The organism is Ramlibacter sp. JJN2-2R (assembly GCF_057747835.1).
This window is the reverse complement of sequence record NZ_CM173226.1, coordinates 518,238-544,337: the sequence shown is the minus strand read 5'-3', so window position 1 is coordinate 544,337 and position 26,100 is coordinate 518,238. Positions and strand designations below refer to the sequence as shown.

The window sequence follows — 26,100 nt, the reverse complement described above, 5'->3', positions numbered from 1 at the left end:
CACCTCTCCAATGGTGGATTTGGCCTCCGGACCGCAAGGGCCGGAGGCCTTTTTCTTTGGGCCCGGCGAGCCCGACAGTGCGCGGACCCGCCTCTTATCATCGAGTCATGACGAAGTCCCTGAAGCCGGCCGATTACCTCAAGAAGATCCTCACGGCCCGGGTGTACGACGTCGCGGTCGAATCCCCCCTCGAACCGGCCAAGGCACTGAGCCGCCGGCTCCACAACAAGGTGCTGCTCAAGCGCGAGGACCAGCAGCCGGTCTTCAGCTTCAAGCTGCGCGGCGCCTACAACAAGATGGTCCAGCTGTCGGCGGAAGAGCTCGCCCGCGGCGTCATCTGCGCCTCGGCGGGCAACCACGCCCAGGGCGTCGCGATGGCCGCGCACCGGCTCGGGACGCGCGCGACGATCGTCATGCCGGTGACCACTCCGCAGGTGAAGGTCGACGCCGTGCGCGCGCTGGGCGGCGAAGTGGTGCTGCATGGCGACAGCTACTCGGACGCCTACACGCACGCCGCGGCGCTGCGCGACAAGGCGGGGCTGACCTTCATCCACCCCTTCGACGACCCGGACGTGATCGCCGGGCAGGGCACGATCGCGATGGAGATCCTGCGCCAGCAGCAGGGGCCGCTGCACGCCGTGTTCGTCGCAGTCGGCGGCGGCGGTCTGATCGCCGGGGTGAGCAACTACATCAAGGCCGTGCGGCCGGACGTCAAGGTGATCGGCGTCCAGATGAACGACTCCGACGCGATGCTGCAGTCGGTGCAGGCACGCAAGCGCGTCACGCTGCCCGACGTGGGCCTGTTCTCCGATGGCACCGCGGTGAAGCTGGTCGGCGAGGAGACGTTCCGCATCGCCCGCGACCTGGTCGACGAGTTCGTCACCGTGGACACCGATGCGGTCTGCGCGGCGATCAAGGACGTCTTCGTCGACACGCGCAGCATCGTGGAGCCAGCCGGGGCGATGGCGATCGCGGCGATCAAGCAGTACGTGGCCGAGCACAAGACGCGTGGCGAGACCTACGCGGCGATCCTGTGCGGCGCCAACATGAACTTCGACCGCCTGCGTTTCGTCGCCGAACGCGCCGAAGTGGGCGAGGAACGCGAGGCACTGCTGGCGGTCACGATCCCCGAGGAGCGCGGGAGCTTCCGCCGGTTCTGCGAGTTGATCGGCACGCTGCCCGGGGGGCCGCGCAACGTGACCGAGTTCAACTACCGCATCAGCGATGCAGCCAAGGCGCACGTGTTCGTGGGCCTGGCCACGCATGGCAAGGGCGAGTCGGCACGCATCGCCGCCAACTGCACCCGGCACGGTTTCGAGGCGCTGGACCTGACCCATGACGACCTGGCCAAGGAGCACGTGCGCTACATGGTGGGCGGCCACTCGCCGCTGGCGCACGACGAGCGGCTGCTTCGCTTCGTGTTCCCGGAGCGGCCGGGCGCGCTGCTGAAATTCCTCTCGCACATGCGCCCGAGCTGGAACATCTCGCTGTTCCACTACCGCAACCAGGGCGCCGACTACGGCCGCATCCTGGTGGGCATGCAGGTGCCGAAGAACGACGACACGGCGTTCCAGGCATTCCTGGACACGCTGGGGTATCCCTACGTCGAAGAAACCGGCAACCCGGCCTACCGGCTGTTCCTGCGCAGCTGAGCGCGCCGCTCAGCGCTGCGCCGGCTGCGGCGGCTGGGGCTGCATCGGTTGGGGCTGCATCGGTTGGGGCTGCATCGGTTGGGGCTGCGCCGGCTGGGAAGGCTGCGGCGGCTGGCCCTGGGCCTGCGACGGCTGCGGCAGTTCCAGCGTGACCACCGCCGGGCCGTCGGGCGTGGCGGCCAGCACCGCGCGGCGCGGCGCGACCGACTGCAGCACCAGCCCCTCGTCGACGGCGCTGCCGATGCGAAACGGCTTGGCCGGCCGCCCATCGACCGCGATCAGCGCGGCGCCATGCCGGCTCGCATCGGCGACGACACCGAGCAACTGGAAGCGGGCCGACAGCGGCGCGGCACTGGCCGGCGTGGCGGCACCGGGGTTGTGCCCGAGCAGCCGCGCGATGGCCGCGGGATCGGCGGGCGCGGGCTGGCCCAGCCCCGAAGGCGCCACGGGCGCCGACGCGCCGCCGCCCCCGAGCTTCAGGCCCCAGTACACCGCACTCGCGGCCGCGGCCGCCCAGAGCACGAATGTGACCCCGCGAACGGTCCAGTTCATGTCCCTCGTGCTCACCATGCGGCGATTATCATTGATCGATTTGGCAGACTGCACCGAATGAAGCTCTACCGTTCCGCACGCCGCACCGCGCAGGCCGGCTTCACCCTCATCGAGTTGATGGTGGTGCTGGTCATCATTGGCGTGCTGGCCGCCCTGATCGTGCCCAACGTCCTCGAGCGCGCCGACGATGCGCGCGCCACGGCCGCGCGCACCGACGTCAACAACCTGATGCAGGCGCTCAAGCTCTACCGGCTCGACAACCAGCGCTATCCGACCGCCGAACAGGGCCTGCAGGCGCTCGTCAGCAAGCCCAGCGTCGGCCCGACTCCGCCCAACTGGAAACCCTATCTCGAGCGGCTGCCCAACGACCCGTGGGGGCGGCCGTACCAGTACCTCAACCCCGGCGTCAAAGGCGAGATCGACGTGATGTCGTACGGCGCCGACGGGCAACCGGGTGGCGAGGGCAAGAATGCGGACGTCGGCTCCTGGCAATAGTGCGCAGGCCCGCCCGTCCCGCGCCCGTGCGGCCACCGCCGGCTTCACGCTGATCGAACTGCTGGTCGTGGTGGCGATCATTGCCATCGCGACCGCCGGCGTCAGCTTCGCGCTGCGCGACAACGCATCCACCCAGCTCGACCGCGAAGCCCAGCGGCTGGCGGCCCTGTTCGAATCGGCCCGCGCGCAATCGCGCACCAGCGGCGTCACCGTGGTCTGGCAGCCGCTGGAAGGCGGGTTCCTGTTCGAAGGCCTGCCCCAGGGCGCCTTGCCCGACAACTGGCTGAACGAGACCACCGTCGTGCTCTCCGGCGGTCCCCTCGTGCTGGGTCCCGAACCGGTGATCGCGCGGCAGTCGGTGGTCCTGGGCTCGACGTCCGCGCCGCAGCGCACGCTCAGCGTCGCCACCGACGGCCTGCACCCCTTCGCCGTCAGCGGCACGTCGCCATGAAACGCGCCCGCGGATTCACGCTGATCGAGGTGCTGGTGGCGCTGGCGATCGTCGCCATCGCGCTGGTGGCGGGCCTGCAGGCGACCGCCTCGCTCACCAACAATGCCCTGCGCCAGTCCAGCGTGCTGCTGGCGCAGATGTGCGCCGAGAATGAAATGGTGAAGGTGCGCCTCGCGCGCCAGCTCCCGGGCGCCGGCGAGCAACGCGTGCCGTGTCGGCAGGCCAACACCGACTTCGTGGTGGCCGTCACGATCGCGCCGACGCCCAACCCCAACTTCCGCCGCGTCGACGCGCAGGTCTTCGAGGCCGACTCGCCCGTGCTGCGCATCTCCACCGTCGTTGGACGCTTCTGAGATGCGCACGGCCCGCCAACACGGCTTCACCCTCGTCGAATTGCTCGTCGCGCTGTTCGTGCTCGCGCTGCTGGCGGTCATGAGCTGGCGCGGCATCGACGGCATGGTGCGCGCGCAGGAACAGACCAAGCTGCGCGCCGACCAGGTGCAGTCGCTGCAGGTGGGCCTGGACCAGTGGGGCGCCGACCTGGATGCCCTGGTCGAATTGCCGCAGATCACGCCGATCGACTGGAACGGCCGGGTCTTCCGGCTCACCCGCACAGCCCCGGGCCAGCCCGCGCAGGGCGTGGTGGTGGTCGGCTGGGCGCGTCGCGTCGATGCGGGCGTGAGCCGCTGGATGCGCTGGCAGTCGGTGCCGGTCACCACGCGCGGGCAATTGCAGGAAGCATGGCGGCGCGCGGACGTGTGGGCGCAAGGAAGCGCGGCCGATGCCTCCGCCAGCGAAGTGGCAGTCACGGACCTGCTGGAGTGGCAGGTGTTCTTCTACCGCCGCGATGCATGGACCAACCCCCTCTCCAGCGACGCCACCCAGGCCGCCCCGGCCAGCCCGCCGGCCAGCCAGCCGCTGCCCGGCCCGGCGCTGCCCGGCGCCACCCGCACGGCGGCCATCCCGGACGGCGTGCGCATCCTGCTGACGCTCGCCCCGGGGCAGGCCCTCGGCGGCGACCTCCTGCGCGACTGGGTGCGGCCGACCGTGGGAGGCGGCAAGTCATGAAGGCACGCCAGCGCGGCGCCGCGCTCCTGATGGCGATGCTGACCGTCACCCTGGTGGCCACCTTCGCCGCCGCGGCGATGTGGCAGCAGTGGCGCAGCGTCGAGGTGGAAGCGGCCGAGCGCACGCGCGCGCAGGCGAGCTGGGTGCTCACCGGCGCGCTGGACTGGGCCCGCCTGATCCTGCGCGAGGACGCGCGCGCCGGCGGCATCGACCACCTGGCCGAGCCGTGGGCGGTTCCCTTGCAGGAGGCGCGCCTGTCCACCTTCCTGGCCGCCGACCGGTCCGGCGGCGAGTTGACCGGCACCGATGCGGACAACGTGTTCCTCTCCGGCCAGATCATCGACCAGCAGGGTCTGCTGAACGTGGGCAACCTGGTCGAGGGCGGCAAGGTGTCCGAGTCCGGCATGCGCAGCTTCCAGCGCCTGTTCTCGCTGCTGGGCCTGCCGCAGTCCCAGCTCGGCGCGTTCGCCGAGAACCTGCGCTTTGCCAACGACATCAGCACCGACAACCAGTCCGCGTCGCAGGCGGCCCTGGCGCCGCAGAAGGCCGACCAGCTGGTGTGGCTCGGGCTGCCGGCGAGCACGGTGCAGGCGTTGACCCCCTACGTGACGGTGCTCCCGGCACGGGTGCCGGTGAACGTGAACACCGCGCCGGCCGAAGTGATCTTCGCCGCCGTCGAGGGCATCACCCTCGCCGAGGCGCAGGAGCTGGTGGCCAGGCGCTCGCAGAACCCGTTTCGCAACCAGCAGGACCTGCGCCAGGCGCTGTCACAGCACCCCACGCTCACGCTCGACAACAGCATCGGTTTCGCCTCGCAGTACTTCGAGGTGCGCGGTCGCCTCCGGCTGGACCGCATCGTCATTGAAGAGCGCTCGCTGGTGGAGCGGATCACCGGCAACGTCCGCACCCTCTGGCGCGAGCGCGGCGTCGTCGACGCCGTGGCCCAGGCGCAAGCCGGCGCGAGCCGCTGAGCCCACGGTTGGGTTCCGGGCTTTCTACAATGCCCGGTCCCATGAGCTCGCTCTTCGTCCTGCTGCCCCGAACGCCCGCCAGTGCGGCCACGGAATTCCAGTACGTGCTCGCCGCCGAAGGCCGGGGCGCGCCGCCGCGTGCGGCCGCCGCCACGCTGCTGCCCCCGCCCTCGGGGGCGGGCAGCGAGATCGTGGCCATCGTGCCGGCAGCCATGCTGTCCTGGCACCGCGTGGACCTGCCCAAGGGGGCGGGCCCGCGATCGCCGCGGCTGCGAGCCGTCCTCGAGGGCCTGCTCGAGGACCGCCTGCTCGACGAACCGGACGACCTGCATTTCGCGCTGGCGCCCAACGCGGCGCCGGAGCAGCCGGCGTGGGTGGCGGTGTGCAACCGCAGCTGGCTGCGCAATGCACTGCAGGTGCTCGACGCCGCAGGCCGTCCCGCGGGTCGCGTGGTTCCCGAATTCGCGCCGGAAGGCGAGCCGGTGCTCTACGCACTGGGCGAGGCCGACGACGCGCAGGTCGTGTACGCGGCGGCCGACGGCGTCATCGCCCTGCCGCTTGCCAATGCATCGCTCGCGCTGCTGCCCGCCCTGCCCGAATCCACGCTCGTGATCGCCGAGCCCGCCGTGGCGGGACTGGCCGAGACGGTGCTGCAGCACCCGCCCCGCATCCAGCCGCCGGCCGAGCGCCTGCGCCAGGCGGCGCAGACCGGCTGGGACCTGGCCCAGTTCGAGTTCGCCACCTCCGGCCGAGCGCGCGCGTTCCGCCAGCTGTCGACCTCCTGGGCCGAACTGCTGCGCGCGCCGCAATGGCGGCCGGCCCGCTGGGCCGCCATCGCGCTCGTCGCCCTCCAGGTCCTGGGCCTGAACGCGTACGCATGGAAGGAGCGCAGCTCGCTCGCCGGCAAACGGGACGCGGGCCGCGCGATCCTCACCCAGACGTTCCCGCAGGTGCGGGCCGTGGTCGATGCGCCGGCGCAGATGGAGCGCGAGGTGGCCGCGTTGCGGCAGGCCAGCGGCGCCGTGTCCGGGCGCGACCTCGAAGCGATGCTCGCGGCGCTCGCGAGCGCCGCGCCACCCAACCGCGCGGCGACCTCGCTCGACTTCTCGGGCGCGGAACTGCGCGTGCGGGGCCTGGCCGGTTCCGCGGCGGAAGCACAACCCATCCAGCAGGCCCTGCGTCGGCAAGGCTATGCGGCCACATTGCAGGGCGACACCCTCGTCGTGCGCCAGGAGACGCAGCCATGAGCTTGCGCGAACAGTGGACCGGCTGGTGGCAGCCGCTGGCCCCCCGGGAGAAGCTGCTGATCGCCGGCGCCGCCGCAGCCGTCGTGCTCGCGGCGCTGTGGTGGATCGCCGTGGCGCCGGCGCTGGCCGTGCTGCGCACGGCGGACGCGCAGCACCGCGCCCTGGACGGCCAGCTCGGACGCATGCGCGGCCTGCAGCAGCAGGCGCAGGCGCTGCAGTCGCAGCCCAAGCAGGGCCACGACGAGTCGCTGCGGGCGCTCGAGGAGTCGGTGCGCCAGCGCCTGGGCACCAGCGCGCGGATGGCCGTCGCCGGCGAACGCGTGACGCTCACGCTGGCCAACGCGCCGGCGGACGCGCTCGCCACGTGGCTGGCGCAGGCCCGCGTGAACGCGCGCGCCCTGCCCGCCGAGGCGCGGCTCGCACGCGGGGCCACAGGCGGCTGGGACGGCACGCTCGTGCTCACCCTGCCGTCGCGCTAGCCGAGGATCGAGCGGGTGCCGCGCGCCACCTCCATCGCCCGTTCCCCCGTTCCCTGGTCCTGGGCTGCCCTCGGTGCGCTGGCGGGGGCCGCGGTCGCGCTCACGCTGTTCGCGCCGGCACGCTGGCTGAGCTCGCGTGTGAGCGCGGCCACCGGCGGGCAGATCCTGCTGCAGGAGCCGCGGGGCACGATCTGGAACGGGTCGGCCGCCTTCGTGCTCACCGGCGGACCGGGCAGCGGCGATGCCGCCACCCTGCCCACGCGGCTGGACTGGCACATGCGTCCGGCGTGGGGCGGGATCCGGGTCGTGCTCGAAAGCAGCTGCTGCACGCCGCAACCGCTGACCGCCCGCGTGCGGCCCGGTTGGCGCGCGATGCGCCTGGAGATCGCCGACGGCCGATCGACCTGGCCGGCGGCCCTGTTGTCCGGCTTGGGAACGCCCTGGAACACGCTGCAGCTCGACGGCGATCTGGACCTCAAAACGCAGAGCCTGTCCTTAGAATGGGTCGAGGGTCGGCTCGCGATGGCTGGCCGCGCCGAACTGACGGCGCAACGCGTCTCCTCGCGCGTCTCGACGCTGCGTCCCATGGGCAGCTACCGCCTCGTGCTCGCGGGCGGCGCCGTGCCGGGACTGCAGTTGTCGACGCTCGAGGGCGCGCTGCAACTCAGTGGCTCGGGCCAATGGGTGGGTGCCAGGCTGCGTTTTTCCGGCGAGGCCAGCGCGGCGCCTGATCGCGAGGCCGCTCTCGCGAACCTGCTGAACATCATCGGCCGCCGCGAGGGCGCCCGATCCATCATCACGATAGGCTGAACGTCATGAACATCCGTCCCGCCCTGCTCTCCCTGCTCGCCGCCGCGGCGCTCGCCGCCGCCGCCGGCGCGCATGCCCAGCGTGCCTCGCGCGAGCCGGTCACGCTGAACTTCGCCAACGCCGAGATCGAGGCGGTGGCGCGGACGATGGCGGCGATCACGGGGCGCAACATCGTGGTGGACCCGCGGGTGAAGGGAACGATCACGCTGAACACCGACCGGCCGGTGCCGCCGCAGACCGCGTTCGACCAGTTCGTGTCCACGCTGCGGATGTCGGGCTTCACGGTGGTCGACGCGGGCGGCCTGCTGAAGGTGGTGCCCGAGGCCGACGCCAAGCTGCAAGGCGGCCGGGTGTCGGTGGGCTCGCCGCCGGCCGGCTCGCAGCTGGTGACGCAGATCTTCCGCCTGAACTACGAGACGGCGAACAACCTGGTGCCGATCCTGCGGCCGCTGATCTCGCCGAACAACACGATCAACGTCAATCCCGGCAACAACTCGCTGGTGATCACCGACTACGCGGACAACCTGCAGCGCCTGGGCCGCATCATTTCGGCGCTCGACGTGTCCAATGCCACCGACGTCGAGGTGATCCCGCTGAAGAACGCGCTCGCCCCCGACGTCGCACCGGTCGTGCAGCGACTGGTGGATGCGGGCGGCGGCACGCCCGCGGCGGCGCAAGGCCAGGCCGACACCTCGTTCCGCACCACCGTGATCGCCGAGCCGCGCAGCAACAGCCTGATCGTGCGGGCCGCCAATCCGGCGCGGCTGAACCTGGTGCGAACGCTGATCGAGCGGGTCGACCAGCCGACCTCGCAGAACGCCAACGGCAACATCTACGTCGTCTACCTGAAGAACGCCGACGCCACGCGCCTGGCCACCACGCTGCGTGCCGCGCTCGCCGCCACGGCCACGACGGCCACCGGCCCGGGCGGCCCGGTGGGGCTGGGTGCGGTGGCCACCTCGGGCACGAGCGCCCAACCCGGCGCCGCCACCGCGGCCAACCCGGCCGCCGCCGCGGCACAGCCTTCGGCCCCGCCCTCCACCGGCGGGCAGATCCAGGCCGACCCGGCGACCAACTCGCTCATCATCACGGCGCCCGAGCCCCAGTACCGCCAGTTGCGTGCCGTCATCGACCGCCTGGACCAGCGGCGGGCCCAGGTCTTCATCGAGAGCCTGATCGTCGAAGTCAATGCCACCAAGGCCGCCGAGTTCGGCATCCAGTGGCAGGACATCCTGGGCGGCAAGGGCGACAAGACGATCGGCGCCATCGGCACCAACTTCACGATCGGCGGCGCCAACATCATCAGCCTCAACACCCAGCAGCCGGCCACGCTGCCTTCGACCGGCATCAACATCGGCGCGGTGCGCAACATCAACGGCACCTACGTGCTGGCGGCGCTGGCGCGCTTCCTCGAGTCCAATGCCGACGGCAACGTGCTGTCGACCCCGAACCTGCTCACGCTGGACAACGAGGAAGCCCGCATCGTGATCGGCCAGAACGTGCCTTTCATCACCGGCCAGTTCACCAACACCGGCGCCTCCAGCGGCTCGGTCAATCCGTTCCAGACCTTCGAGCGCAAGGACGTGGGCCTCACGCTGCGCGTGCGGCCGCAGATCAACGAGAACGGCACGGTGAAGATGCAGATCTTCCAGGAGGTCTCCAGCGTCGAGCCGACCTCGCTGAACTCCGCCCAGGGCCTGATCACCAACAAGCGCTCGATCGAGTCGAACGTGCTGGTGGACGACGGCTCGGTCGTCGTGCTCGGCGGCCTGCTGCAGGACGAGTACTCGGGCAGCGAGCAGAAGGTGCCGGGGCTGGGCGACGTTCCGGTGCTGGGCAATCTGTTCCGGGCCGATTCGCGCACGCGCAAGAAGACCAACCTGATGGTGTTCCTGCGCCCGGTGGTGCTGCGCGATGCCTCGCAGACCGATGAACTCTCGCTCGATCGCTACGACCTGATGCGACTGAAGCAGGAGGCCGGCCAGCCGCCCCGCAGCATCGTCGTGCCGATCAACTCGGCCCCGGTGCTGCCGGCCACCACGCCGCGCACGCCGCCCGCTGCCGAGCCGTCCGGCCCGCCGGTGCCCGCCGAGGCCGCCCCCCCCAACGCCCGCTGAATGATCCGATGCGCTATCCCCTGCCCTACAGCTTCGCCCGCAGCCACCAGCTGCTGCTGGAGGACGACGGCCAGGCCGTGACCCTGTGGCACGCGGGCTCGCCCGCGCCCTCGGCCTGGAGCGAGGTGATGCGCAAGTACCCGGTGCGCGGCCTGCAGCAGCTCGACCCGGCGGCGCTGGCGCAGCGCATCAGCGCCGCCTACGCGCAGGGCGAATCGAGCGCGGCCACGGTGGTCAGCGAGGTGCAGAACGACGCCGACCTGTCGCGCATGATGCAGGAGCTGCCCGCGGTCGAGGACCTGCTGGAGACCAGCGACGACGCGCCCATCATCCGCATGCTCAACGCGCTGCTCACGCAGGCGGCGCGCGATGGCGCGAGCGACATCCACATCGAGCCCTACGAGCGGCACTCGTCGGTGCGCTTTCGCGTCGACGGCACGCTGCGCGAGGTGGTGCAGCCCAACCGCGCCCTGCACGCGGCGCTGATCTCGCGCCTGAAGATCATGGCCGACCTGGACATCGCCGAGAAGCGGCTGCCGCAGGACGGCCGCATCTCGCTGCGCATCGGCACCCGGGCGGTCGACGTGCGCGTGTCCACGCTGCCCAGCGCCCATGGCGAGCGCGCCGTGCTGCGCCTGCTGGACAAGAGCGAGAACAAGCTCAGCCTCGAGTCGGTCGGCATGACGGGCGACACGCTGCAGCGCTTCCTCGGCCTGGTGACGCAGCCGCACGGCATCATCCTGGTGACCGGGCCCACCGGCTCGGGCAAGACCACGACGCTGTACGCGGCGCTCTCGCGGCTGGACGCGAGCAGCAGCAACATCATGACGGTCGAGAACCCGATCGAATACGAGCTGCCCGGCATCGGCCAGACGCAGGTCAACGACAAGATCGACCTCGACTTCGCCAAGGCGCTGCGCGCCATCCTGCGGCAGGACCCCGACATCATCATGATCGGCGAGATCCGCGACCAGGAGACGGCGCAGATCGCCATCCAGGCTTCGCTGACCGGCCACCTGGTGCTGGCCACGCTGCACACCAACGATGCGGCCAGCGCCGTGACCCGCCTGACCGACATGGGCGTCGAGCCGTTCCTGCTCAGCTCCTCGCTTCTGGGCGTGCTCGCGCAGCGGCTGGTGCGCAAGCTCTGCCCGCATTGCCAGGGCGCCGGCTGCGCCGAGTGCGGCCAGACCGGCTACCAAGGGCGCACCGGCATCTTCGAGCTCATGCTCGTGAACGACGCCATCCGGGCCATGATCCACAACCGCGCGTCGGAGGCCGAGATCCGCGCCGCGGCACTGGCCGGCGGCATGACGCTGATGCGCGACGACGGCGAGCGCCTCGTGCGCGAGGGCGTCACCTCGCGCGAGGAACTGCTGCGGGTCACCCGCGACTAGGGGCGCTCCACCCGTTCGGGCACGCCCGGCTTGCCGGGCAGTTCCACCGGCGGCGGCGTGCGGCCGCCCTCCGGCGGCGGCACCTTCGGCCGCTCATCTCCCGGCGACGGGTCCGGGTTGTTCACGGGCGGCACCGAGTCCGGCGCGGGCACGTCATGCAGGCGCTTCATCGTCATTGGCGCGGCTGGGTGGCACCGTCGGCAATGCCGGGGCCGTCGTCCACGACGGGGTCGGCTTCTTCATCCTCGACGTCGGCCGCCAGGATCGCGGGATGGTCGGGCAGCGGCGGGCGATGCGCGATGTCGGGCTCGGCCTGCCGGGCGCCGTGCAGGCGCTTGCCTTGCGGGATGGCCTGCGACTCGGGCATGCGCTCCATGTCGCGCGGATCGGGGGTGGTGTCGGCCGGGCACATGCACGCATGGTCGGCCGCCGGCGGCGTCGCCGCATTCAGCCGTTGCCCGGGGTTGCTGTCGGCGCGTGCCGACAGCACTCAGCCGGGGACGAGCTGATCGGCCAGATCGCCGAAGTCGCGGCAGTGCAGGTCGTTGCCCGGCTGCGGGCCGACATCCTTGGGGTGCGCGACGCCGAACTCCAGCGGCCGCTCCACGTACGCCGTGCGCAGCCCGCACGCCCGGGCCGCAGCCAGGTCGTCGTGGTGCGCTGCGACCAGCATGACCTGCCCCGGCTCCAGGTCGAAGATGCCGGCCACGCCGAGGTACGCCGCGGGGTCGGGCTTGTAGGCCCGGAACACCTCGGCCGACAGCACGCAGTCCCAGGGCAGCCCCGCGTGCTTGGCCATGTCGGTGAGCAGGCCGATGTTGCCGTTGGACAGGGTGCAGATCGTGAACCGCGTCTTCAGCCGCTGCAGTCCCGCCACGCTGTCCGGCCACGGCTGCAGCCGGTGCCAGGCGCGATTGAGGTGGCGGCGCGCCGCCTCGTCGAGGTGACCGAGCCCGAAGCGCGGCAGGATCTCGTCCAGGATCAGGCGGTGCAGTTCGTCGATCCGCGTCCAGGGCAGCTCGCCGCTTGCGACCCGGTCCATCGCCGGGCGGTAGCCGTCGCGCCAGGCGCGCGCGAAGGCGTCGCCGTCCACCTGCGGATGCAGCGCCCGCATCTCGCGCACGATGCTGCCGTGCCAGTCGACGACGGTGCCGAACACGTCGAAAGCCAGCACCCGCACATGGGTGGCCAGTTCCCGGGCGGACAGGGGCTCGGATGCCATGGGGCGAGTGTAGGCGCGGCAAAGCGGCGGCGGGCAGGCGACACTCGCGGACATGCCGCTGTCGCCCGCCCATCTCCTGCTGGCCCTCGCCGTCGTCGCCGTGTGGGGCACCAACTTCGTCGTGATCAAGACCGCACTGCATGACCTGCCGCCGCTGCTCTTCGCCACCCTCCGATTCCTCCTCGCGCTGGTGCCCGCGGTCTTCCTGCTGCCGCGGCCGCGCGTCGCGCTGGCCAACCTGGCGGGCTACGGGCTGCTGATCGGCGCCGGCCAGTTCGGCCTGCTGTACATCGCCATCGATGGCCGCATCTCGCCCGGCCTGGCGTCCCTGGTGGTGCAGACGCAGGTGTTCTTCACCATCGGCCTGGCCATGTGGCTGGCCCACGAGCGGCTGCGGCCGTTCCAGGCCGCTTCGGTGACGCTGGCGGCGGCCGGCCTGCTGGTCGTGGGGTGGCACACCGACGCCACGACGACCTGGTCCGGATTGGCGCTCGTGCTGGGCGCGGCGTTCTCCTGGGCGTCCGGCAACATCCTGACCAAGCGCGCCGGCAGCATCAACATGCTGGCCTATGTGGTCTGGTCCAGCGCCTTTTCCATCCCCGTGCTGCTCGCCTTGTCGCTGGCGTTCGAAGGCCCCGACCGGATCTTGGCCAGCCTGCGTGCAGCGGGCGCCGGGACCTGGCTGGCCGTGGCCTGGCAGTCCTGGGCCAACACCTTGTTCGGGTATGCGGCCTGGAGTTGGCTGCTCTCGCGGTATCCGGCGGCCGCGGTGGCGCCCATGGCGCTGCTGGTGCCCGTGTTCGGCATGGCGGCCTCGGCCTGGTGGCTGGGCGAGCCGCTTCCGGGCTGGAAACTCGCCGCTGCGGGCCTGGTGCTCTCGGGGCTGGCGCTGAACGTGGCCTGGCCGCACCTGAAGGCACGCGCGCGGGGGCTGTCGGCACGCTGACATCCGCCAAAAGTTGCGTCGCGCCAAGGCGACGGAATGACCCTGGCGCGCCTGCTTTGCTTGCCTTGCGCGGCTGGCCGTCACTAGACTCAACAGCGGCTCCATCCGGAGTCGACTCACATCCTCATGGGGAACCAATGAAAAAAATCGCAATCGCTGTCGCAGCAGCAGCCGCCCTCATCGCCGGTGGCGCCCAGGCCCAGTCCGTCCGCAGCGGCCCGGTGTACGGTGAACTCGGCTACACCTGGATGAAGCTGTCCGTCGACGGCGGCCCCAGCTTCAACCCGAGCATGCTGCGTGGCGTGCTGGGCTACGAGTTCAGCCCGAACGTCGCCGCGGAAGCCATCGTGGGCTTCGGCACCCAGAAGGACAGCACGACCTTCAGCGGCGTGAACGTCACCGCCGACGTCCGTCACGTCATGGGCCTGTACGTCAAGCCCAAGGCCGTGATCGGCAACCAGTTCGAGCTGTTCGGCCGCCTGGGCTACGCCCAGACGCGCGTGCGCGGCACCGCCAGCGCCGGCGCCGTGTCGGTCAGCGATTCGGGCACCGACAACAGCTTCTCGTACGGCCTGGGCGCGAACTTCAACGTGTCGCCCAAGATGTACGTGGGTGTCGACTACATGCGCTACACGAAGAAGGACGGCGACACGCTCGACGGCTTCACCGTCGGCGTCGGCTACCGCTTCTGATCGCGCACCGGCGCGCACAGAGAGAAAGCCCGCTTCGGCGGGCTTTTTTCATGGGGAGCGTCCGCCTCGACCGCCAGCCGCGGCCCGGCCCTTGGCGGCCCCCGGCCCCTTCGCGGCGCCTGGCTGCCGCCACGCCGGCAGCGGCCGGAAGCGAGCCTGCAGGAACTCGAGGAACAGGCGCACGCGCGCCGACATGCCGCTGCGGTGGTCCACCAGCGCGACCACGTCGGCGTCGGGCAGCCGCCAGTCGGGCAGCACCCGCACCAGCGTCCCCTGCGCCAGCTCGTCGGCGACGTCCCATTCGGAGCGCATGAGGATGCCCTTGCCCATCAGCGCCCACTGCTTGACCACGTCGCCGTCGTTGCTGCACAGCGCAGGCGGCACGCGCACGGCGACCTCGCGCCCCTCCTTGCGCAGCCGCCACAGCGTGACGTCCTCCTGGTTCTCCCGCAGCACGATGCAATCGTGCCGAGTCAGGTCGTCGGGGTCGCGGGGCGCGGCGCGCGAGGCGAGGTACGCCGGTGACGCACAGAGCATCCGCGTGTTGGGCGCGACGGGGTAGGCCACCCTGCTGGAGTCAGCGAGGTGCCCGATGTGGACCAGGACGTCGAAGCGGCTCGAGTCGGCCTGCGGCACCACGTCCGTGAGGTTGAGCGACACCAGCAGGCGCGGATGGCGCGTGTGGAACTCCGCGACGGCGGCAGCCAGGTAGCGGCGGCCGAAGCCCAGCGGGCCGCAGACGTTGAGCGTGCCCGCCACTTCACTGGAGCGGGCCCGCAAGTTGTCGGTCAACGCGTCCAGCCTCGCCAGCAGGTCGATGGCACCGGCATAGAACAGCTCGCCCTCGTCCGTGAGGCTGAAGCGGCGCGTGCTCCGGTGCACCAGGTGCAGTCCCAACCGGCTTTCCAGCTGGCGCAGGTGCTGCGAGACCGCCGACGGCGTCACGTCCATGCGGCGAGCCGCCTCGGCCAGCGAGCCGGCCTCGGTCACCGCCACGAAGAACCGCAGATCCGTGGCGTCGTTCGGCATCGCTAGTACGCCACCTGCGACCCCATGCCGCGGCTGATCGCCAGCCGCAGCGCAAGGTCGGCGACCGCCAGGTCCTGCAGCGCCACGCCCGTGCCGTCGAACAGGGTGATCTCCTGGTCGCTGCTCCGGCCGGCGCAGCGGCCGGCAACGAGCTCGCCCAGCGTGCCGCGGATGTCGGCCGGCTGCAGCAGCCCGGCCGCGACCGCGTGCTGGCACTCGCCGATGGACACCGCCTGCGCCAGCTCGTCCACGTACACCGCCGCCGAGGCCACCAGTGCCGGATCGAGCTCCTGCTTGCCCCGGGTGTCGGCACCCATCGCGCACAGGTGCGTGCCGGGCCGCACCCAGTCCCGCTCCACCAGCGGACGCTGGGAGGGCGTGACGGTGATCAGCACGTCGGCCTGCGCGGCGACGGCCTTGGCGCTCTCCTGCGGCTCGAAGGCCAGGCCCAGCGCGGCGACCGCCTCGCCGAACGCGCGCAGCTTCTGCGCCGACCGGTTGAACGCCAGCACGCGCCGGATGGGCCGCACCGCCAGCGTGGCCTGCAGCTGGTAGAGCGCCTGCGTCCCCGTGCCGATGATGCCCAGCACGGCGCTGTCGGCCCGCGACAGGTATTTCGTGGCGATGGCGCTGGCGGCGGCCGTGCGCACGCCGGTGAGGTAATTGGCGCTCACCAGCGCGGCGGCGCGGCCGGTGGCCGCATCGAACAGCAGCGTCGCGGACTGGTGGTTCGTCAGCCCCGCCGCGTGGTTGTGCGGCCAGTACCCCCCGGCCTTGAGCCCCAGCAGCGGCCGCGCGGTGTCCGCGCCCGTCTTCACGCCGAACACGGCGTCATGGCTGCCCAGCGATTCGCGCACCACCGGGTAGTTGCGCGCGGTGCCCAGCGCCATCGCGGCGAAGGTTTCCTCGACCACGCGGATGGCGTCTTCCATGCCCACGAGAGCGCGGGCGTCCTGTTCGGAGAGGATGCGCATGCCGGTCACCACCCACTGAAGCGCGGCCAGCGCGCTGCCACGTCGCCACCCCGCAGGACCTCGTACCGGGCGTACTGGGCGGCGGTCGAGCACGCATGGTTGGGCAGGATGCGCACCTGCGTGCCCAGCGGCAGGTGCAGCGTGCCCGGCCCGCTGCCCGGACGCCGCGCCATGATGCCGTGCTCCTGGTTGGCGTCGACCAGCACATGGTCATCGAGCGGGCGGCCCGCCAGGTCGCAGACGAGCCCGTAGCCTTGGTCGAGCGGCTGCTTGGCCGTGCCGCGATCGCGTGACATGGCCATCCAGCCTGCATCGAGCAAGGTCCAGCCCTTGTCCCGCTGGTGGCCGATGACGGTGGCCAGCACCGACAGTGCGATGTCGTCGATCTCGCACACGCCCAGCCCCGCCATGACCAGGTCGAAGAAGACGAACACGCCGGCGCGCAACTCCGTCACGCCCTCCAGGTGCTCGGCGAAGAGCGCGGTGGGCGTGGAGCCCAGGCTCACCACCGGGCACGGCATGCCGGCGTCGCGCAGGCGCGTCGCCGCGTGCACGATGGCCGCCCGCTCCTGCTCCGCGACCTGGCGGATCGCTTCCGCCGAGCGGCAGTCGTAGGAGCTGCCGGCGTGCGTCATGACGCCGTGCACCGGCACGCCCGCGGCGGCCAGCACGCGGCCGATCTCCAGCAGCTCGGGGGCATCGGGCTTCACGCCCGAGCGGTGGCCGTCGGAGTCGACCTCCACGAGCACGTGCGGGCGCCGCGCCTCGCGCGGCAGGCGCTCACCGACCAGGCGCGCCGCCTCCACGCTGTCGAGGATGATCGACATCTGCACGCCGCGCGCCTGCAGGGCCATCACATGGTCCAACTTGTTCGGCGCGATGCTCACGGCGTAGAGGATGTCCGTCACGCCCGCCGCGGCGAACTGGTCCGCCTCCAGCAGGGTCGAGACCGTGATCGGCCCCTGCGGGCTGTCCATCAGCCGCCGCGAGACGTCGATGCTCTTGTTGGTCTTCACGTGCGGGCGGAACGACACGCCCAGCCGCCGCACCTGCCGGCGCATGCGCTCGATGTTGCGCTCCATCCGCGCCTCGTCCAGCAGCAGCGCCGGGGTTTCCATCCTGTCCAGGAGGCGCTCCATGTCACGCCCCCACGGCCTGGCGGGGCAGCACGCGGCCCGGCCGTTCGCCGCTCGGGCGACCGCCGCGCCACACGATGCGACCATTGACGACCACGGTGTCGATGCCGCGCGCCGGCTCGATCGGCTTGGCATAGGTGGCCGCCTCGTCGACGGTGTCGGCGTCGAACAGCGTGAGATCCGCGTAGGCGCCTTCGCGGATCACCCCACGGTCGGCCAGGCCGAAGTTCCTGGCCGTGAGGCCGGTCATCTTGTGCACCGCCGTCTCCAGCGGGAACAGCTTGAGCGCGCGGCCGTAGTGGCCCAGCACCCGCGGAAAGCTTCCCCACAGCCGTGGATGCGGCGACGCGTCGTGCGGCAGGCCGTCGGAGCCGATCATCGTCTCGTCGAACTGCAGGATGCGCTGCACGTCGGCCTCGTCCATCCGGAAGTAGATGGCGCCGGCCGGCTTCAGGCGGCGGATGGCCTCCTCCTGCGACACGCCCATGTCGCGCACGATGTCGGCCAGGTCGCGGCCCGCGTGCTGCGGCAGGCTCTTGGACCAGCTCACGATCACCCGCGACGAACTGGCCGCGCGGTCGGCCGAGAGGATGGTGGACCCGGCGGTGTACGGGTAGCAGTCCAGGCAGATCGGCTGCAGCGCCATGTTCTTGCGGATGAAGGCCAGCGTCTCCTGCGAGCGCCCGTAGTTGGCCTGCCCGACCACCTTGTGGTGCGAGATCACGACCGGCACGCCCACTTCGCGGCCGATGCGGAAGGTCTCCTCCAGCGAGTCCATCACGTCGTCGGCCTCGCTGCGCATGTGGGTGCAGTAGAGGCCGTGGAAGTCCTTCAGCGGGCGGCAGGTCTCGATCACCTCCTCCGTGGGCGCGGCGATCGCCGGCTCGTAGAACAGGCCGGTGGACACGCCGACGGCGCCGGCCTCCATCGCCTCCTGCACCAGCGAGCGCATCTGCGCCACCTGCGCGGCGGTGGCCGGCTTCTCCAGGTCGTCCATCGTGGCCACGCGCAGCGTGGTGTGCCCGACCAGCAGCGCGCAGTTGGTCGCCGCCGGCTGCTCGCCCAGCGCCTGCACGTAGCTCGCGAAGCGCGGGAACCGGAACCAGCCGCCGGCGTCGTCCAGCAGGTTCAGCGGCGGCGTGACCGGCTGCGGGATCGGCCGCGGCATCGGGGCCAGCGAGATGCCGCAGTTGCCGGCGACCACCGTGGTCACGCCCTGGCTCACCTTGGGCGCCATGTCGCCGGCCGACAGCATCAGGCGGTCGTCGTGGGTGTGGGCGTCGATGAAGCCGGGCGCGGCGATGCGCCCGTGCAGGTCGATTTCGGTGCGACCGCTGTGCGCCGCGAGGTCGCCCACGCGCTCGATGCGGTCACCGCGCACACCGATGTCGCCGGCAAAACGGGGCGCGCCGGTGCCGTCGATGACGGTGGCGTTGCGGATCAGGAGGTCGAAGGGGGACGAAGGCATGGCTCGGTCTTGTTGGAGGGATTCACAGGAGGGCGCCGCGGGCGGCGATGGGCCAGACCGCCTCGACGCGGTCGCCGCGGAAGACGACCAGTTCATCGTAGAGATTGACCGTCGGGTCGCAGTGCCCGGGCACGAGCATCAGCGCCTCGCCCAGGGCGAGGGAATTGTCGGCCGGAAGCTCGAGCGTCCCGTGCTCGTCGGCGGCCTTGACGTAGCGCAGCTGCGGCCGGCCCCAGACGGCGGGCATGCCGCAGTCGACGCTGGAGGCCTTCAGGCCCGCGTCGACCACCGCGCGCGCCGGCACGGGCCGGCTCATCACCGTGGTGCGGACGAACAGCGCGTGCTCGAACGCGATGTCGTCGGCCGCGCGGCGGTTGTCGCCGTAGTCTCGGTCCATGAACACATAGGAGCCAGCCTGCAGTTCGTTGAACACGCCGGAGGCCAGCTCGTGCCGGAACGTGCCGGTGCCCGCACCGGTGATGCGGGCCACGGCGATCCCGCGCGCCTGGATCGCGTCGCGGGTGAGGCGCGCCGCGGCGATGGCATCGCCGATGGCGGCCGCCCGCTGCTCGGGGGTCCGCTGGTGCTGGGCCGGCCCGTGGTAGCACTGCAGCCCGGCAAAGCGCAACGGGGCGCTGTCGGCCACCAGGCTGGCCAGGTTCGCGGCCTCCTCGCCCGGCGCGGCCCCGCAACGATGGCCCCCAACGTCGACCTCGACATACACGTCCAGCGCGACGCCGGCGGACCGCGCCGCGCGGGCCAGGGCCCGGACCTGCTGCGGGTGGTCCACCAGGACGCCGATGCGGGCGCGCCGGGCGAGGTCCGTCAGGTGCCCGATCTTGCGGTCGCCGACGACCTCGTTGGTGACCAGCACGTCGGCGATGCCGGCCTCGACGAAGACCGCCGCCTCGCTGACCTTCTGGCAGCAGATGCCGACGGCGCCGCGTGCCACCTGCCGCCGCGCGATCTCGGGGCACTTGTGGCTCTTGGCGTGCGGGCGCAGGCGCACGCCGGTGCCCTGCACCGCGCCGGCCATGCGGTCGAGATTGCGCTCGAAGGCGTCGAGGTCCAGCAGCAGCGCCGGCGTGTCGACGCCGGCGAGCGGATCGCCGGGCTGGGCGGCGTGCCAGGGGCTCATGCAGTGCGGCCCGGTCCGTTCAGTCGACCTTGGCGCCGGAGAACTTGATCACCTTGGCCCACTTCTCGGTTTCGCGCCGCGACAGCTCGCGGAACTCCTCGGGCGTGCTCGGGGTGGCTTCGGCGCCCAGGGCCTTGAAGCGCTCCTGCACGGCGGGGCTCGCGAGCGCGGTGCGGATCTCCGCGTTGAGGCGGGTGACGACGTCCTTGGGCATGTTGGCGGGGCCGATGATGCCGCCCCAGGCGACCACCTCGAAGCCGGGAACGCCCGACTCGGCGATGGTGGGGATGTCGGGGTAGGTCGGCGAACGCTGGGTGGAGGAAATCCCCAGCGCCCGCACGCGACCGGCCTGCACGTGCGGGCCGATCACGGGCGTGTTCACCATCATCAGCTGCACGCCCCCCGCCATCAGGTCGGTGATGGCGGCGGTGGCCGCCTTGTAGGGCACGTGCAGCAGGTGCGTGTTCGTCATCGACTTGAACAGCTCGACGCCCAGGTGGGCGGTGGTGCCGTTGCCGTCGGAGGCGAACGCGAGCTTGCCGGGGTGGCTCTTCGCGTAGGCGATCAGCTCCGGAATCGTCTTCACCGGCACGTTGTTGTTCACCACCATGAGGTTCACCACCCGCAGGGCGTTGGACACCAGGGTGAGGTCGCGGTCGACGTCGTAGGGGACGTTGGGCAGCAGCGACCGGTTGGTGGCCAGGGACACGACGTTGCCGTAGGCGAGCGTGTAGCCGTCCGCGGGGGCGCGCACCAGTTCCATGGTGCCGATGGTGTAGGAGCCGCCGGGCTTGTTGTCGATGACGAACGGCACGCCCATCTGCTGCGACAGCTGGTTGGCCAGCGCCCGCATCAGCACGTCCGGCGCGCCGCCCGGCGCCGAGGGCACGATCAGCCGGATCGGCTTGTCCGGGTAGGCCGCGAGCGCTTGCAGAGGCGCCACCATCGCGGCCATGGCCGCCAGCAGCATCGAGACCAGCAGGAATCTTGAACGCATGAACACCTCCGGGACGGATGAAGTTGGGTCGGACGCTGCGCCAGGGCCGTGAGCTGGCGCCTGGCACCGGGAGCGGCCCGCCAAGTGGGCGAGTCTGCTCGCGAGGATTCGAAACGAAAACCCGTCGAAACTAACTTGATTGTGAAGTGGAACTGACGAATGCGCATGGCTGCGGCGCTCGGTCGACGGCGCCGAACAGCCGGGCTGGGCGGTGAAGGGCGCGGCTGAGCGCCGTCGGCGGGCGCGCACAATCGTGGCCCCATTGCTGCCCGACACCATGACCCCGAACTCTCGCGCTTCGATCGACACCGTGGCCGACGCCCTGCTGCAGGCGTGGCGTGGCGGCGCTGCCGCCGACGACCAGGCGCTCGCCGCGCTGCTGTCCACCCCCGCCGATGCGTATGCCGTGCAGGATCGCCTGCTGGCCGCGCTCGACCCGCAGGGCGGCGCGCCGCGCTGCTGGAAGTCCGGCGGGCTGTCGCGCGACGCGGTGCTCACCCATGCGCCGTTGCCGATCGGCAGGGTGCACCCGAGCGGCAGCGACGCCAGTGGCCTGCCGCTGCGGCTGCGCCTGGTCGAAGCCGAGATCGCCCTGCGGCTCGCGGCCGACGTGACCGCCGCGCAGGCCGAGGCCCTGCGCGATGGCGACGCAGCGGCGCTGGTCGATGCCATGGCGGTGTCGATCGAACTGGTCGATTCGCGCTGGCGCAACGCCCGCAGCGCGCCCACCCTGGCCAAGTTGGCCGACCTGCAGTCGCACGGCGCGCTGGTGCTCGGCGACTTCGTGCCTTTCCGCCCCGTGGACTGGTCGGCCCAGGCGTGCGAGGTGCGCATCGGGACGGGTGCCGCGCAGACGTTCCGCGGCACCCACTCGCTCGGCGAGCCGGGGTGGCTGCTGCCGTCCTGGCTGCGCCACGCCACCCAGCGCCATGGCACCGTGGGCGCCGGCACGGTGGTCACCACCGGCACATGGTGCGGCTTGCTGGAGGCCGCGCCGGGCGATCGGGTCGAGGTGGCGTTTGCGGGAATCGGACAGGCGAGCGTGCAGCTCTGAGCGCGACAACCGCGATCGCGTGGCCGTCAGCCGGCGGCTGGACGGCCACGCGTGAATGGAGCGGGATAAGAGGCTCGAACTCTCGACCTATACCTTGGCAAGGTATCGCTCTACCAACTGAGCTAATCCCGCGGGGTGCCGAAGAAAAGCCCCTGATCGTGCGATCAAGGGCTGTCCTTGGATCTGGTGGCCTGGGGCGGAATCGAACCACCGACACGCGGATTTTCAATCTTCCGCGAATCGCCTTGTGCCTCAAGCACTTAGCTCGGTTGTCCACCTACAAAAGCCGGGCCGAATCATAGCACCGCTGAGAGGCACCTGCTCTGCTTTGTAGAAGGCGGAGAGTTGTCCACGACGTCGGTCGGCGCTTGCGACGAACCGACCGGCGCGGTGAGCAACCCGGCCCCACGGCTCTCGTTCATGGTCGTGTGAGTCGAAAACGCCCGCACTGGACGCTGCCTACTTCGTTAGCACGGTGAGCAACGCTGTCCATAACGCGAGCGAGGCAAGTCCGGCAATCCAGAAAGCCCTGGAAGCAAGAAGGCTGCGGTGTGCACTAACCTCATCTTCGGCGTTGTCATCGCAGTGTGCCGCGTGATCAAGGGAGAGGCCACCTGGTCGGATGGTTTGGTAAGACACTCGGTAAGACTAAGCCCACACCGTGCGTCCCCTTTAAGCCATCTTCGTAGGCGCACCAAGTCATATCTTCAATTTAGAAAGAAACCACAATTTGTAGAAACGCCGCAGGACCCGAATCGGGTGCTTGGGCGCATGAGGACTGGTGGCCTGGGGCGGAATCGAACCACGGGATGCCTACGGTCTAGATGTGCGGGTGAAAACGCCCCCTGCGGCAAAGACAGCTCGACCCCGGCCGCGGCGAAAGGCCGTCATCGAGCGCGGTTCGTAGAGTTGTCCACGGCGGCGGGCGGCCGCCAGCATTCCACTGCGGGCCATATTCGACCTTATCGTCCGCAGAGGTCGCGGCATGAACCAGCCAACGTTCCTTCTGACACCGGAGGAAGTGCAGGAGATCACCGGCTTCAAGTTGCCCCGGCTGCAAGTCGACTTCCTCCAGCGTAAAGGGGTGGCGCTTCGAAGTGAACGCAATTGGTAGGCCGATAGTCGCCCGGAAGTACGCCGAGAAGATGCTCGGCTGTGGCGAGGAGGCGGTGGTGGTCCTGCGGCCCAATTTCGGCGCTCTGAGGGCCGTCTGATGGGGCGCCGCCGGCAAGCAAACTTCGATGATCCGCCGCGCTTTCATCGCAAGGGGGAGACTTGCTACCACGTGAGCGGCACATCGCCGCGCGTCTGGCGCAAGCTCTCCAGAACCGCGCCGAGGCCCTCCGGCTGTGGGCGCAGCTGGAAGGTGTGAAGGAAGACGACTCAAGTCGCCTGTTATCCGTGGTCGCGAAGCGCTACGTGCGCGAGGTCTACCCGACGAAGGCCGTTCGCACGCGAAGAGACAATGACAAGGAGCTGGCGCAGCTGCTCCGCGTGTTCGGCCACATGCCCATCGACGCGATCTTGCCCATGCACGTTCGGGAGTACTTGGACATTCATGGCCAAATTGCCAAGGTCCGCGCGAACCGGGAGAAGGCTCTTCTCGCACATCTTCAACAAGGCCCGGGAGTGGGGCTATACGGCAGCGCAGAACCCCTGCCAGGGAGTCAAGGGCTTTCGCGAGGCGGGGCGCGACCGCTACGTCACAGATGAGAAATTCGCCCAGGTGAAGGCGCACGCGCACCCCACCGTGGCCGATGCAATGGACCTTGCTCTACTGACCGGCCAGCGCCCACCGGACGTTCTTAAATTGAAGCGAAGCGACATCCGCGGCGGTGCGCTCTGGATCGTGCAGAACAAGATCGGGGCGCGCATCGGAATCGAAGTCACAGGAGAACTAGCATCGGTGCTGGAGCGCATCAACTCACGCCCTCGGCGGGCAATCAGTCCCTTCCTGATTCAGGACGAGGACGGACAGCCTCTCAGCGCCTTTGCACTTCGGAGCCGGTTCGATAAGGCCAGAACGCAGGCGGGCGTCAGCTTCCAATTTCGGGACCTACGCGCCAAGGCCGCGACGGATGCAGGCGACCTGGCGCATTCTCAGAAATTGCTCGCGCACAGAAATCGCTCGGAACCGATTAGGGGAGCGTGTGCGGCCGCTAAAGCTGTGTGAACTTGCCGGTAGTGCGCCATGGGACTTCCATGGCGATCCGAGCAACAGCGTTGGCCTGTTCGACAATGCGAGGCCACCAACGAATCAGCTGACTGGTTTTTTCCCAGTACTGATAGCTGCTCCAAGAAGGCTGCAGCACGAACACAGACAAACCGCTCTGTTGAAGAACTCGCCGCTCCGCGCCGCCTCGCTTGCGGAACGCATCTCCTGAAAGGATGGTCCAGTTCTTCTGGACTGCGAGCTCGCCGATCCACACTAAGTCAGGGGTGTCCGGCGGGAACAGCTCGCGTAGATGACAGACCTGATCAACTTCTGAGTCCGCGAACTGCCGGTGACTAGCAGCCTGCAATGTCCCAGCCCAGTTTGGAGGGAGATTGTTGTCAATAAGGAACTTCAATGGACTGTGCGCCGCAGTCCCTGTTCGAACCTTACTGCTGTTTCGACAAGCTTTGGAGGCGCATCGTAAATTCTGGCCGTCTGCATGATGCCACGAGCGTTGCGGCCCTCGGCTTCGTACGAGGCATAGAGGACTGCCGTGGGAACCCCTGTCTCTTCTAGGATAGGTGCACCGAAGTCCCGAGCTGGATCCAACACCACTTGGTGTCTCCCTTCAGACGGAAACCACCGCATCGCGCGCTGACCGTCGTACTCAATGCCGGCATACAGGGACGGTCGAATGATGTCCTTGAACGCAAACTGCCGGCTCCTCAGGTCAAGCAGAGCACCGTCTTTGACGGTTTCTGCAACGGCGTCGGCAAAGATCGTTTTCCCGTCCGTTTTGAACGTGCCAGAGCTGAGCGGGTAATCGGTACCAAAGAGCTCGCGTGCGGTGTCCAAGCACCGACGCACAACGATCAGCGGCACACCATGCGCGACAAAGGCATCCACAAAGCGCACCTCAAGAAGATCGTTAAACCCGATCACCTCTGCGCCGTATTCTTCAGCGGCTACTTGCGGCTGCCACAACGGGCTCGAATACGCCTTTGCGCCGTCATCGCCACGCTTCTTGTACGTGTAGCCGTACAGCCAGCGATGGATCTTCCGTGAGGGCACTCGGATCAACCGAGCCGCCTCAGGAAGACTGTAGATGCCGGTGCCGCTGTACATAAGCTCAGTTTACCGAACTCGGTCGTACTCGGTAGCCAGATGTTCCCGAACTGCGGATTGTAGAAATCCGACCTTGTTGTAGAAACGCCCCAGAACCCGAATCGGGCGCTGGGGCGCATCAAGACTGGTGGCCTGGGGCGGAATCGAACCACCGACACGCGGATTTTCAATCCGCTGCTCTACCAACTGAGCTACCGGGCCGTGAGCCGGAGATTATAGCCTAGCCGGCGGCCCGTTTGCCTCGGGACAGGTCGACGCCCAGTTGCTTGAGCTTGCGATAGAGGTGGGTGCGTTCCAGGCCCGTCTTCTCGGCCACGCGGGTCATCGAGCCGCCTTCCTTGGCCAGGTGGAACTCGAAGTAACTCTTCTCGAACTCGTCGCGCGCGTCGCGCAGCGGCTTGTCCAGCTCGAAGGTCTGGCGGGCCTGCGGGCCCATCTCCACCGGCGCGGGAATCGACTGGCCACCCGTCATCGCGGCCTCGACGGTGAGCTCGGCCACCGGGGCGGGGGCGGCCATCACGAAGCCGGGCCCGGGCTTGCGCACGCCGGTCGGCGCGGTCTCGCGGTGCAGCGCGGCCTCCACGGCCTTGAGCAGCTTCTGCAGCGTGATCGGCTTTTCCAGGAACGACTGCGCGCCGATCTTGGTCGCCTCGACCGCCGTCTCGATGGTGGCGTGGCCGCTCATCATGATCACGGGCATGGACAGCAGGCCCGTGCCCGACCATTCCTTGAGCAGCGTGACGCCGTCGGTGTCGGGCATCCAGATGTCCAGCAGCACGAGGTCGGGCCGGGCCCGGGCGCGCGCGGCGCGGGCCTGGGCGGCGTTGTTGGCCAGTTCGACGTTGTGGCCCTCGTCATTGAGGATTTCGGACAGCAGGTCGCGGATGCCGAGTTCGTCGTCGACGACCAGGATGTTTGCCATGTG

General features: G+C 69.9%; 29 protein-coding genes and 2 tRNA genes. 16 read left to right on the top strand and 15 right to left on the bottom strand.

Going from position 1 to position 26,100, the window contains the following annotated elements:
- Positions 1-107 precede the first annotated feature (107 nt).
- Positions 108-1,652 (top strand): threonine ammonia-lyase, biosynthetic, encoded by a 1,545-nt coding sequence (gene ilvA / locus AC3ANR_RS02725; protein WP_488290342.1) that lies wholly within the window; start codon positions 108-110, stop codon positions 1,650-1,652.
- Positions 1,653-1,661: 9 nt separating this feature from the next.
- Here the strand turns inward: ilvA and AC3ANR_RS02720 are convergent, their stop codons facing one another.
- Complete coding sequence (locus AC3ANR_RS02720) at positions 1,662-2,222, bottom strand: type II secretion system protein N (protein ID WP_488290341.1); 561 nt, start codon at positions 2,220-2,222, stop codon at positions 1,662-1,664.
- 39 nt (positions 2,223-2,261) lie between these two features.
- Between AC3ANR_RS02720 and gspG the strand changes: the two genes are divergently transcribed.
- Genes gspG through AC3ANR_RS02670 form a run of 10 tightly spaced genes read left to right on the top strand, consistent with a single transcriptional unit; the run spans position 2,262 to position 11,239 of the window.
- Positions 2,262-2,699 carry a type II secretion system major pseudopilin GspG gene (gspG, locus tag AC3ANR_RS02715; protein WP_488290340.1) on the top strand — a complete coding sequence of 146 codons (438 nt, stop codon included), beginning with the start codon at positions 2,262-2,264 and terminating at the stop codon, positions 2,697-2,699.
- A complete protein-coding gene (locus tag AC3ANR_RS02710; protein ID WP_488290339.1) occupies positions 2,674-3,150 on the top strand; it encodes a pilus assembly FimT family protein in 477 nt (158 codons plus the stop codon). Before gspG ends, AC3ANR_RS02710 begins: the two co-directional genes overlap by 26 nt.
- The gene (gene gspI / locus AC3ANR_RS02705) at positions 3,147-3,503 is read left to right on the top strand and encodes a type II secretion system minor pseudopilin GspI (protein WP_488290338.1); all 357 of its coding nucleotides are present in this window, start codon (positions 3,147-3,149) and stop codon (positions 3,501-3,503) included. Before AC3ANR_RS02710 ends, gspI begins: the two co-directional genes overlap by 4 nt.
- 1 nt (position 3,504) lies before the next feature.
- Positions 3,505-4,218 (top strand): PulJ/GspJ family protein, encoded by a 714-nt coding sequence (locus tag AC3ANR_RS02700; RefSeq protein ID WP_488290337.1) that lies wholly within the window; start codon positions 3,505-3,507, stop codon positions 4,216-4,218.
- Positions 4,215-5,189 carry a type II secretion system minor pseudopilin GspK gene (gspK, locus tag AC3ANR_RS02695; protein WP_488290336.1) on the top strand — a complete coding sequence of 325 codons (975 nt, stop codon included), beginning with the start codon at positions 4,215-4,217 and terminating at the stop codon, positions 5,187-5,189. The genes AC3ANR_RS02700 and gspK overlap by 4 nt, the downstream gene beginning before the upstream one ends.
- A 41-nt stretch (positions 5,190-5,230) precedes the next feature.
- Positions 5,231-6,436 carry a type II secretion system protein GspL gene (gspL, locus tag AC3ANR_RS02690; protein ID WP_488290335.1) on the top strand — a complete coding sequence of 402 codons (1,206 nt, stop codon included), beginning with the start codon at positions 5,231-5,233 and terminating at the stop codon, positions 6,434-6,436.
- The gene (locus AC3ANR_RS02685) at positions 6,433-6,915 is read left to right on the top strand and encodes a type II secretion system protein M (RefSeq protein ID WP_488290334.1); all 483 of its coding nucleotides are present in this window, start codon (positions 6,433-6,435) and stop codon (positions 6,913-6,915) included. The genes gspL and AC3ANR_RS02685 overlap by 4 nt, the downstream gene beginning before the upstream one ends.
- A 15-nt stretch (positions 6,916-6,930) precedes the next feature.
- Positions 6,931-7,725, top strand: coding sequence for a type II secretion system protein N (gene gspN, locus AC3ANR_RS02680; RefSeq protein WP_488290333.1), 795 nt, complete (start codon positions 6,931-6,933; stop codon positions 7,723-7,725).
- Between the two features lie 5 nt (positions 7,726-7,730).
- The gene (gene gspD / locus AC3ANR_RS02675; RefSeq protein ID WP_488290332.1) at positions 7,731-9,842 is read left to right on the top strand and encodes a type II secretion system secretin GspD; all 2,112 of its coding nucleotides are present in this window, start codon (positions 7,731-7,733) and stop codon (positions 9,840-9,842) included.
- An 8-nt stretch (positions 9,843-9,850) separates the two neighbouring features.
- A complete protein-coding gene (locus AC3ANR_RS02670) occupies positions 9,851-11,239 on the top strand; it encodes a GspE/PulE family protein (protein ID WP_488290331.1) in 1,389 nt (462 codons plus the stop codon).
- On the opposite strand, the gene AC3ANR_RS02665 is transcribed toward AC3ANR_RS02670, so the two are convergent.
- The 3 genes from AC3ANR_RS02665 to AC3ANR_RS02655 form a co-directional block, all read right to left on the bottom strand.
- Positions 11,236-11,409 carry a hypothetical protein gene (locus AC3ANR_RS02665; RefSeq protein ID WP_488290330.1) on the bottom strand — a complete coding sequence of 58 codons (174 nt, stop codon included), beginning with the start codon at positions 11,407-11,409 and terminating at the stop codon, positions 11,236-11,238. The two genes, AC3ANR_RS02670 and AC3ANR_RS02665, sit on opposite strands and share 4 nt — an antisense overlap.
- Positions 11,410-11,411: 2 nt before the next feature.
- On the bottom strand, positions 11,412-11,651 hold the full coding sequence (locus AC3ANR_RS02660) for a hypothetical protein (protein ID WP_488290329.1): 240 nt from the start codon (positions 11,649-11,651) through the stop codon (positions 11,412-11,414).
- Between the two features lie 78 nt (positions 11,652-11,729).
- A complete protein-coding gene (locus AC3ANR_RS02655; protein ID WP_488290328.1) occupies positions 11,730-12,461 on the bottom strand; it encodes a haloacid dehalogenase type II in 732 nt (243 codons plus the stop codon).
- Positions 12,462-12,513: 52 nt separating this feature from the next.
- Here AC3ANR_RS02655 and AC3ANR_RS02650 point away from each other — a divergent pair, with 52 nt between their 5' ends.
- Positions 12,514-13,407: an EamA family transporter gene (locus AC3ANR_RS02650; RefSeq protein ID WP_488290327.1), complete on the top strand. Its 894-nt coding sequence runs from the start codon at positions 12,514-12,516 to the stop codon at positions 13,405-13,407.
- A 137-nt stretch (positions 13,408-13,544) separates the two neighbouring features.
- On the top strand, positions 13,545-14,099 hold the full coding sequence (locus tag AC3ANR_RS02645; RefSeq protein ID WP_488290326.1) for a porin family protein: 555 nt from the start codon (positions 13,545-13,547) through the stop codon (positions 14,097-14,099).
- A gap of 48 nt (positions 14,100-14,147) precedes the next feature.
- Here AC3ANR_RS02645 and AC3ANR_RS02640 read toward each other — a convergent pair whose 3' ends face one another.
- From AC3ANR_RS02640 to AC3ANR_RS02615, 6 genes are read right to left on the bottom strand one after another with little or no spacing between them, the layout of a single operon-like run.
- A complete protein-coding gene (locus tag AC3ANR_RS02640; RefSeq protein ID WP_488290325.1) occupies positions 14,148-15,128 on the bottom strand; it encodes a LysR family transcriptional regulator in 981 nt (326 codons plus the stop codon).
- Positions 15,129-15,130: 2 nt separating this feature from the next.
- A complete protein-coding gene (locus tag AC3ANR_RS02635) occupies positions 15,131-16,102 on the bottom strand; it encodes an ornithine cyclodeaminase family protein (RefSeq protein WP_488290324.1) in 972 nt (323 codons plus the stop codon).
- 5 nt (positions 16,103-16,107) lie between these two features.
- On the bottom strand, positions 16,108-17,241 hold the full coding sequence (locus AC3ANR_RS02630; protein WP_488290323.1) for a DSD1 family PLP-dependent enzyme: 1,134 nt from the start codon (positions 17,239-17,241) through the stop codon (positions 16,108-16,110).
- A 1-nt stretch (position 17,242) separates the two neighbouring features.
- Positions 17,243-18,706: an N-acyl-D-amino-acid deacylase family protein gene (locus AC3ANR_RS02625; RefSeq protein WP_488290322.1), complete on the bottom strand. Its 1,464-nt coding sequence runs from the start codon at positions 18,704-18,706 to the stop codon at positions 17,243-17,245.
- A gap of 22 nt (positions 18,707-18,728) precedes the next feature.
- Positions 18,729-19,844: a DSD1 family PLP-dependent enzyme gene (locus AC3ANR_RS02620; protein ID WP_488290321.1), complete on the bottom strand. Its 1,116-nt coding sequence runs from the start codon at positions 19,842-19,844 to the stop codon at positions 18,729-18,731.
- 19 nt (positions 19,845-19,863) lie between these two features.
- Positions 19,864-20,841, bottom strand: coding sequence for a Bug family tripartite tricarboxylate transporter substrate binding protein (locus AC3ANR_RS02615; RefSeq protein WP_488290320.1), 978 nt, complete (start codon positions 20,839-20,841; stop codon positions 19,864-19,866).
- A gap of 277 nt (positions 20,842-21,118) precedes the next feature.
- Between AC3ANR_RS02615 and AC3ANR_RS02610 the strand changes: the two genes are divergently transcribed.
- Positions 21,119-21,895: a fumarylacetoacetate hydrolase family protein gene (locus AC3ANR_RS02610; protein WP_488290319.1), complete on the top strand. Its 777-nt coding sequence runs from the start codon at positions 21,119-21,121 to the stop codon at positions 21,893-21,895.
- A 56-nt stretch (positions 21,896-21,951) separates the two neighbouring features.
- Here the strand turns inward: AC3ANR_RS02610 and AC3ANR_RS02605 are convergent.
- A tRNA-Gly gene (locus AC3ANR_RS02605) sits at positions 21,952-22,027 on the bottom strand.
- 853 nt (positions 22,028-22,880) lie between these two features.
- Here AC3ANR_RS02605 and AC3ANR_RS02600 point away from each other — a divergent pair.
- On the top strand, positions 22,881-23,009 hold the full coding sequence (locus AC3ANR_RS02600; protein WP_488290318.1) for a DUF4224 domain-containing protein: 129 nt from the start codon (positions 22,881-22,883) through the stop codon (positions 23,007-23,009).
- A gap of 444 nt (positions 23,010-23,453) precedes the next feature.
- A complete protein-coding gene (locus tag AC3ANR_RS02595) occupies positions 23,454-24,068 on the top strand; it encodes a tyrosine-type recombinase/integrase (protein WP_488290317.1) in 615 nt (204 codons plus the stop codon).
- Here AC3ANR_RS02595 and AC3ANR_RS02590 read toward each other — a convergent pair.
- From AC3ANR_RS02590 to AC3ANR_RS02575, 4 genes are all read right to left on the bottom strand, one after another.
- The gene (locus tag AC3ANR_RS02590) at positions 24,055-24,465 is read right to left on the bottom strand and encodes a PIN-like domain-containing protein (RefSeq protein WP_488290316.1); all 411 of its coding nucleotides are present in this window, start codon (positions 24,463-24,465) and stop codon (positions 24,055-24,057) included. The two genes, AC3ANR_RS02595 and AC3ANR_RS02590, sit on opposite strands and share 14 nt — an antisense overlap.
- Positions 24,462-25,175 carry a DUF433 domain-containing protein gene (locus AC3ANR_RS02585; protein ID WP_488290315.1) on the bottom strand — a complete coding sequence of 238 codons (714 nt, stop codon included), beginning with the start codon at positions 25,173-25,175 and terminating at the stop codon, positions 24,462-24,464. Before AC3ANR_RS02585 ends, AC3ANR_RS02590 begins: the two co-directional genes overlap by 4 nt.
- Positions 25,176-25,300: 125 nt before the next feature.
- Positions 25,301-25,376: transfer RNA gene (locus tag AC3ANR_RS02580), tRNA-Phe, on the bottom strand.
- A 19-nt stretch (positions 25,377-25,395) separates the two neighbouring features.
- The gene (locus AC3ANR_RS02575; RefSeq protein WP_488290314.1) at positions 25,396-26,097 is read right to left on the bottom strand and encodes a response regulator; all 702 of its coding nucleotides are present in this window, start codon (positions 26,095-26,097) and stop codon (positions 25,396-25,398) included.
- Positions 26,098-26,100 lie beyond the last annotated feature (3 nt).

What these genes read in the sequence shown, in the direction of transcription:
- ilvA (WP_488290342.1), top strand. Translation starts at nt 108, where the DNA reads ATGACGAAGTCCCTGAAGCCGGCCGATTACCTCAAGAAGATCCTCACG.
- AC3ANR_RS02720 (WP_488290341.1), bottom strand. Translation starts at nt 2,222, where the DNA reads ATGGTGAGCACGAGGGACATGAACTGGACCGTTCGCGGGGTCACATTC.
- gspG (WP_488290340.1), top strand. Translation starts at nt 2,262, where the DNA reads ATGAAGCTCTACCGTTCCGCACGCCGCACCGCGCAGGCCGGCTTCACC.
- AC3ANR_RS02710 (WP_488290339.1), top strand. Translation starts at nt 2,674, where the DNA reads ATGCGGACGTCGGCTCCTGGCAATAGTGCGCAGGCCCGCCCGTCCCGC.
- gspI (WP_488290338.1), top strand. Translation starts at nt 3,147, where the DNA reads ATGAAACGCGCCCGCGGATTCACGCTGATCGAGGTGCTGGTGGCGCTG.
- AC3ANR_RS02700 (WP_488290337.1), top strand. Translation starts at nt 3,505, where the DNA reads ATGCGCACGGCCCGCCAACACGGCTTCACCCTCGTCGAATTGCTCGTC.
- gspK (WP_488290336.1), top strand. Translation starts at nt 4,215, where the DNA reads ATGAAGGCACGCCAGCGCGGCGCCGCGCTCCTGATGGCGATGCTGACC.
- gspL (WP_488290335.1), top strand. Translation starts at nt 5,231, where the DNA reads ATGAGCTCGCTCTTCGTCCTGCTGCCCCGAACGCCCGCCAGTGCGGCC.
- AC3ANR_RS02685 (WP_488290334.1), top strand. Translation starts at nt 6,433, where the DNA reads ATGAGCTTGCGCGAACAGTGGACCGGCTGGTGGCAGCCGCTGGCCCCC.
- gspD (WP_488290332.1), top strand. Translation starts at nt 7,731, where the DNA reads ATGAACATCCGTCCCGCCCTGCTCTCCCTGCTCGCCGCCGCGGCGCTC.
- AC3ANR_RS02670 (WP_488290331.1), top strand. Translation starts at nt 9,851, where the DNA reads ATGCGCTATCCCCTGCCCTACAGCTTCGCCCGCAGCCACCAGCTGCTG.
- AC3ANR_RS02665 (WP_488290330.1), bottom strand. Translation starts at nt 11,409, where the DNA reads ATGAAGCGCCTGCATGACGTGCCCGCGCCGGACTCGGTGCCGCCCGTG.
- AC3ANR_RS02660 (WP_488290329.1), bottom strand. Translation starts at nt 11,651, where the DNA reads ATGTGCCCGGCCGACACCACCCCCGATCCGCGCGACATGGAGCGCATG.
- AC3ANR_RS02655 (WP_488290328.1), bottom strand. Translation starts at nt 12,461, where the DNA reads ATGGCATCCGAGCCCCTGTCCGCCCGGGAACTGGCCACCCATGTGCGG.
- AC3ANR_RS02650 (WP_488290327.1), top strand. Translation starts at nt 12,514, where the DNA reads ATGCCGCTGTCGCCCGCCCATCTCCTGCTGGCCCTCGCCGTCGTCGCC.
- AC3ANR_RS02645 (WP_488290326.1), top strand. Translation starts at nt 13,545, where the DNA reads ATGAAAAAAATCGCAATCGCTGTCGCAGCAGCAGCCGCCCTCATCGCC.
- AC3ANR_RS02640 (WP_488290325.1), bottom strand. Translation starts at nt 15,128, where the DNA reads ATGCCGAACGACGCCACGGATCTGCGGTTCTTCGTGGCGGTGACCGAG.
- AC3ANR_RS02635 (WP_488290324.1), bottom strand. Translation starts at nt 16,102, where the DNA reads ATGCGCATCCTCTCCGAACAGGACGCCCGCGCTCTCGTGGGCATGGAA.
- AC3ANR_RS02630 (WP_488290323.1), bottom strand. Translation starts at nt 17,241, where the DNA reads ATGGAGCGCCTCCTGGACAGGATGGAAACCCCGGCGCTGCTGCTGGAC.
- AC3ANR_RS02625 (WP_488290322.1), bottom strand. Translation starts at nt 18,706, where the DNA reads ATGCCTTCGTCCCCCTTCGACCTCCTGATCCGCAACGCCACCGTCATC.
- AC3ANR_RS02620 (WP_488290321.1), bottom strand. Translation starts at nt 19,844, where the DNA reads ATGAGCCCCTGGCACGCCGCCCAGCCCGGCGATCCGCTCGCCGGCGTC.
- AC3ANR_RS02615 (WP_488290320.1), bottom strand. Translation starts at nt 20,841, where the DNA reads ATGCGTTCAAGATTCCTGCTGGTCTCGATGCTGCTGGCGGCCATGGCC.
- AC3ANR_RS02610 (WP_488290319.1), top strand. Translation starts at nt 21,119, where the DNA reads ATGACCCCGAACTCTCGCGCTTCGATCGACACCGTGGCCGACGCCCTG.
- AC3ANR_RS02600 (WP_488290318.1), top strand. Translation starts at nt 22,881, where the DNA reads ATGAACCAGCCAACGTTCCTTCTGACACCGGAGGAAGTGCAGGAGATC.
- AC3ANR_RS02595 (WP_488290317.1), top strand. Translation starts at nt 23,454, where the DNA reads ATGGCCAAATTGCCAAGGTCCGCGCGAACCGGGAGAAGGCTCTTCTCG.
- AC3ANR_RS02585 (WP_488290315.1), bottom strand. Translation starts at nt 25,175, where the DNA reads ATGTACAGCGGCACCGGCATCTACAGTCTTCCTGAGGCGGCTCGGTTG.
- AC3ANR_RS02575 (WP_488290314.1), bottom strand. Translation starts at nt 26,097, where the DNA reads ATGGCAAACATCCTGGTCGTCGACGACGAACTCGGCATCCGCGACCTG.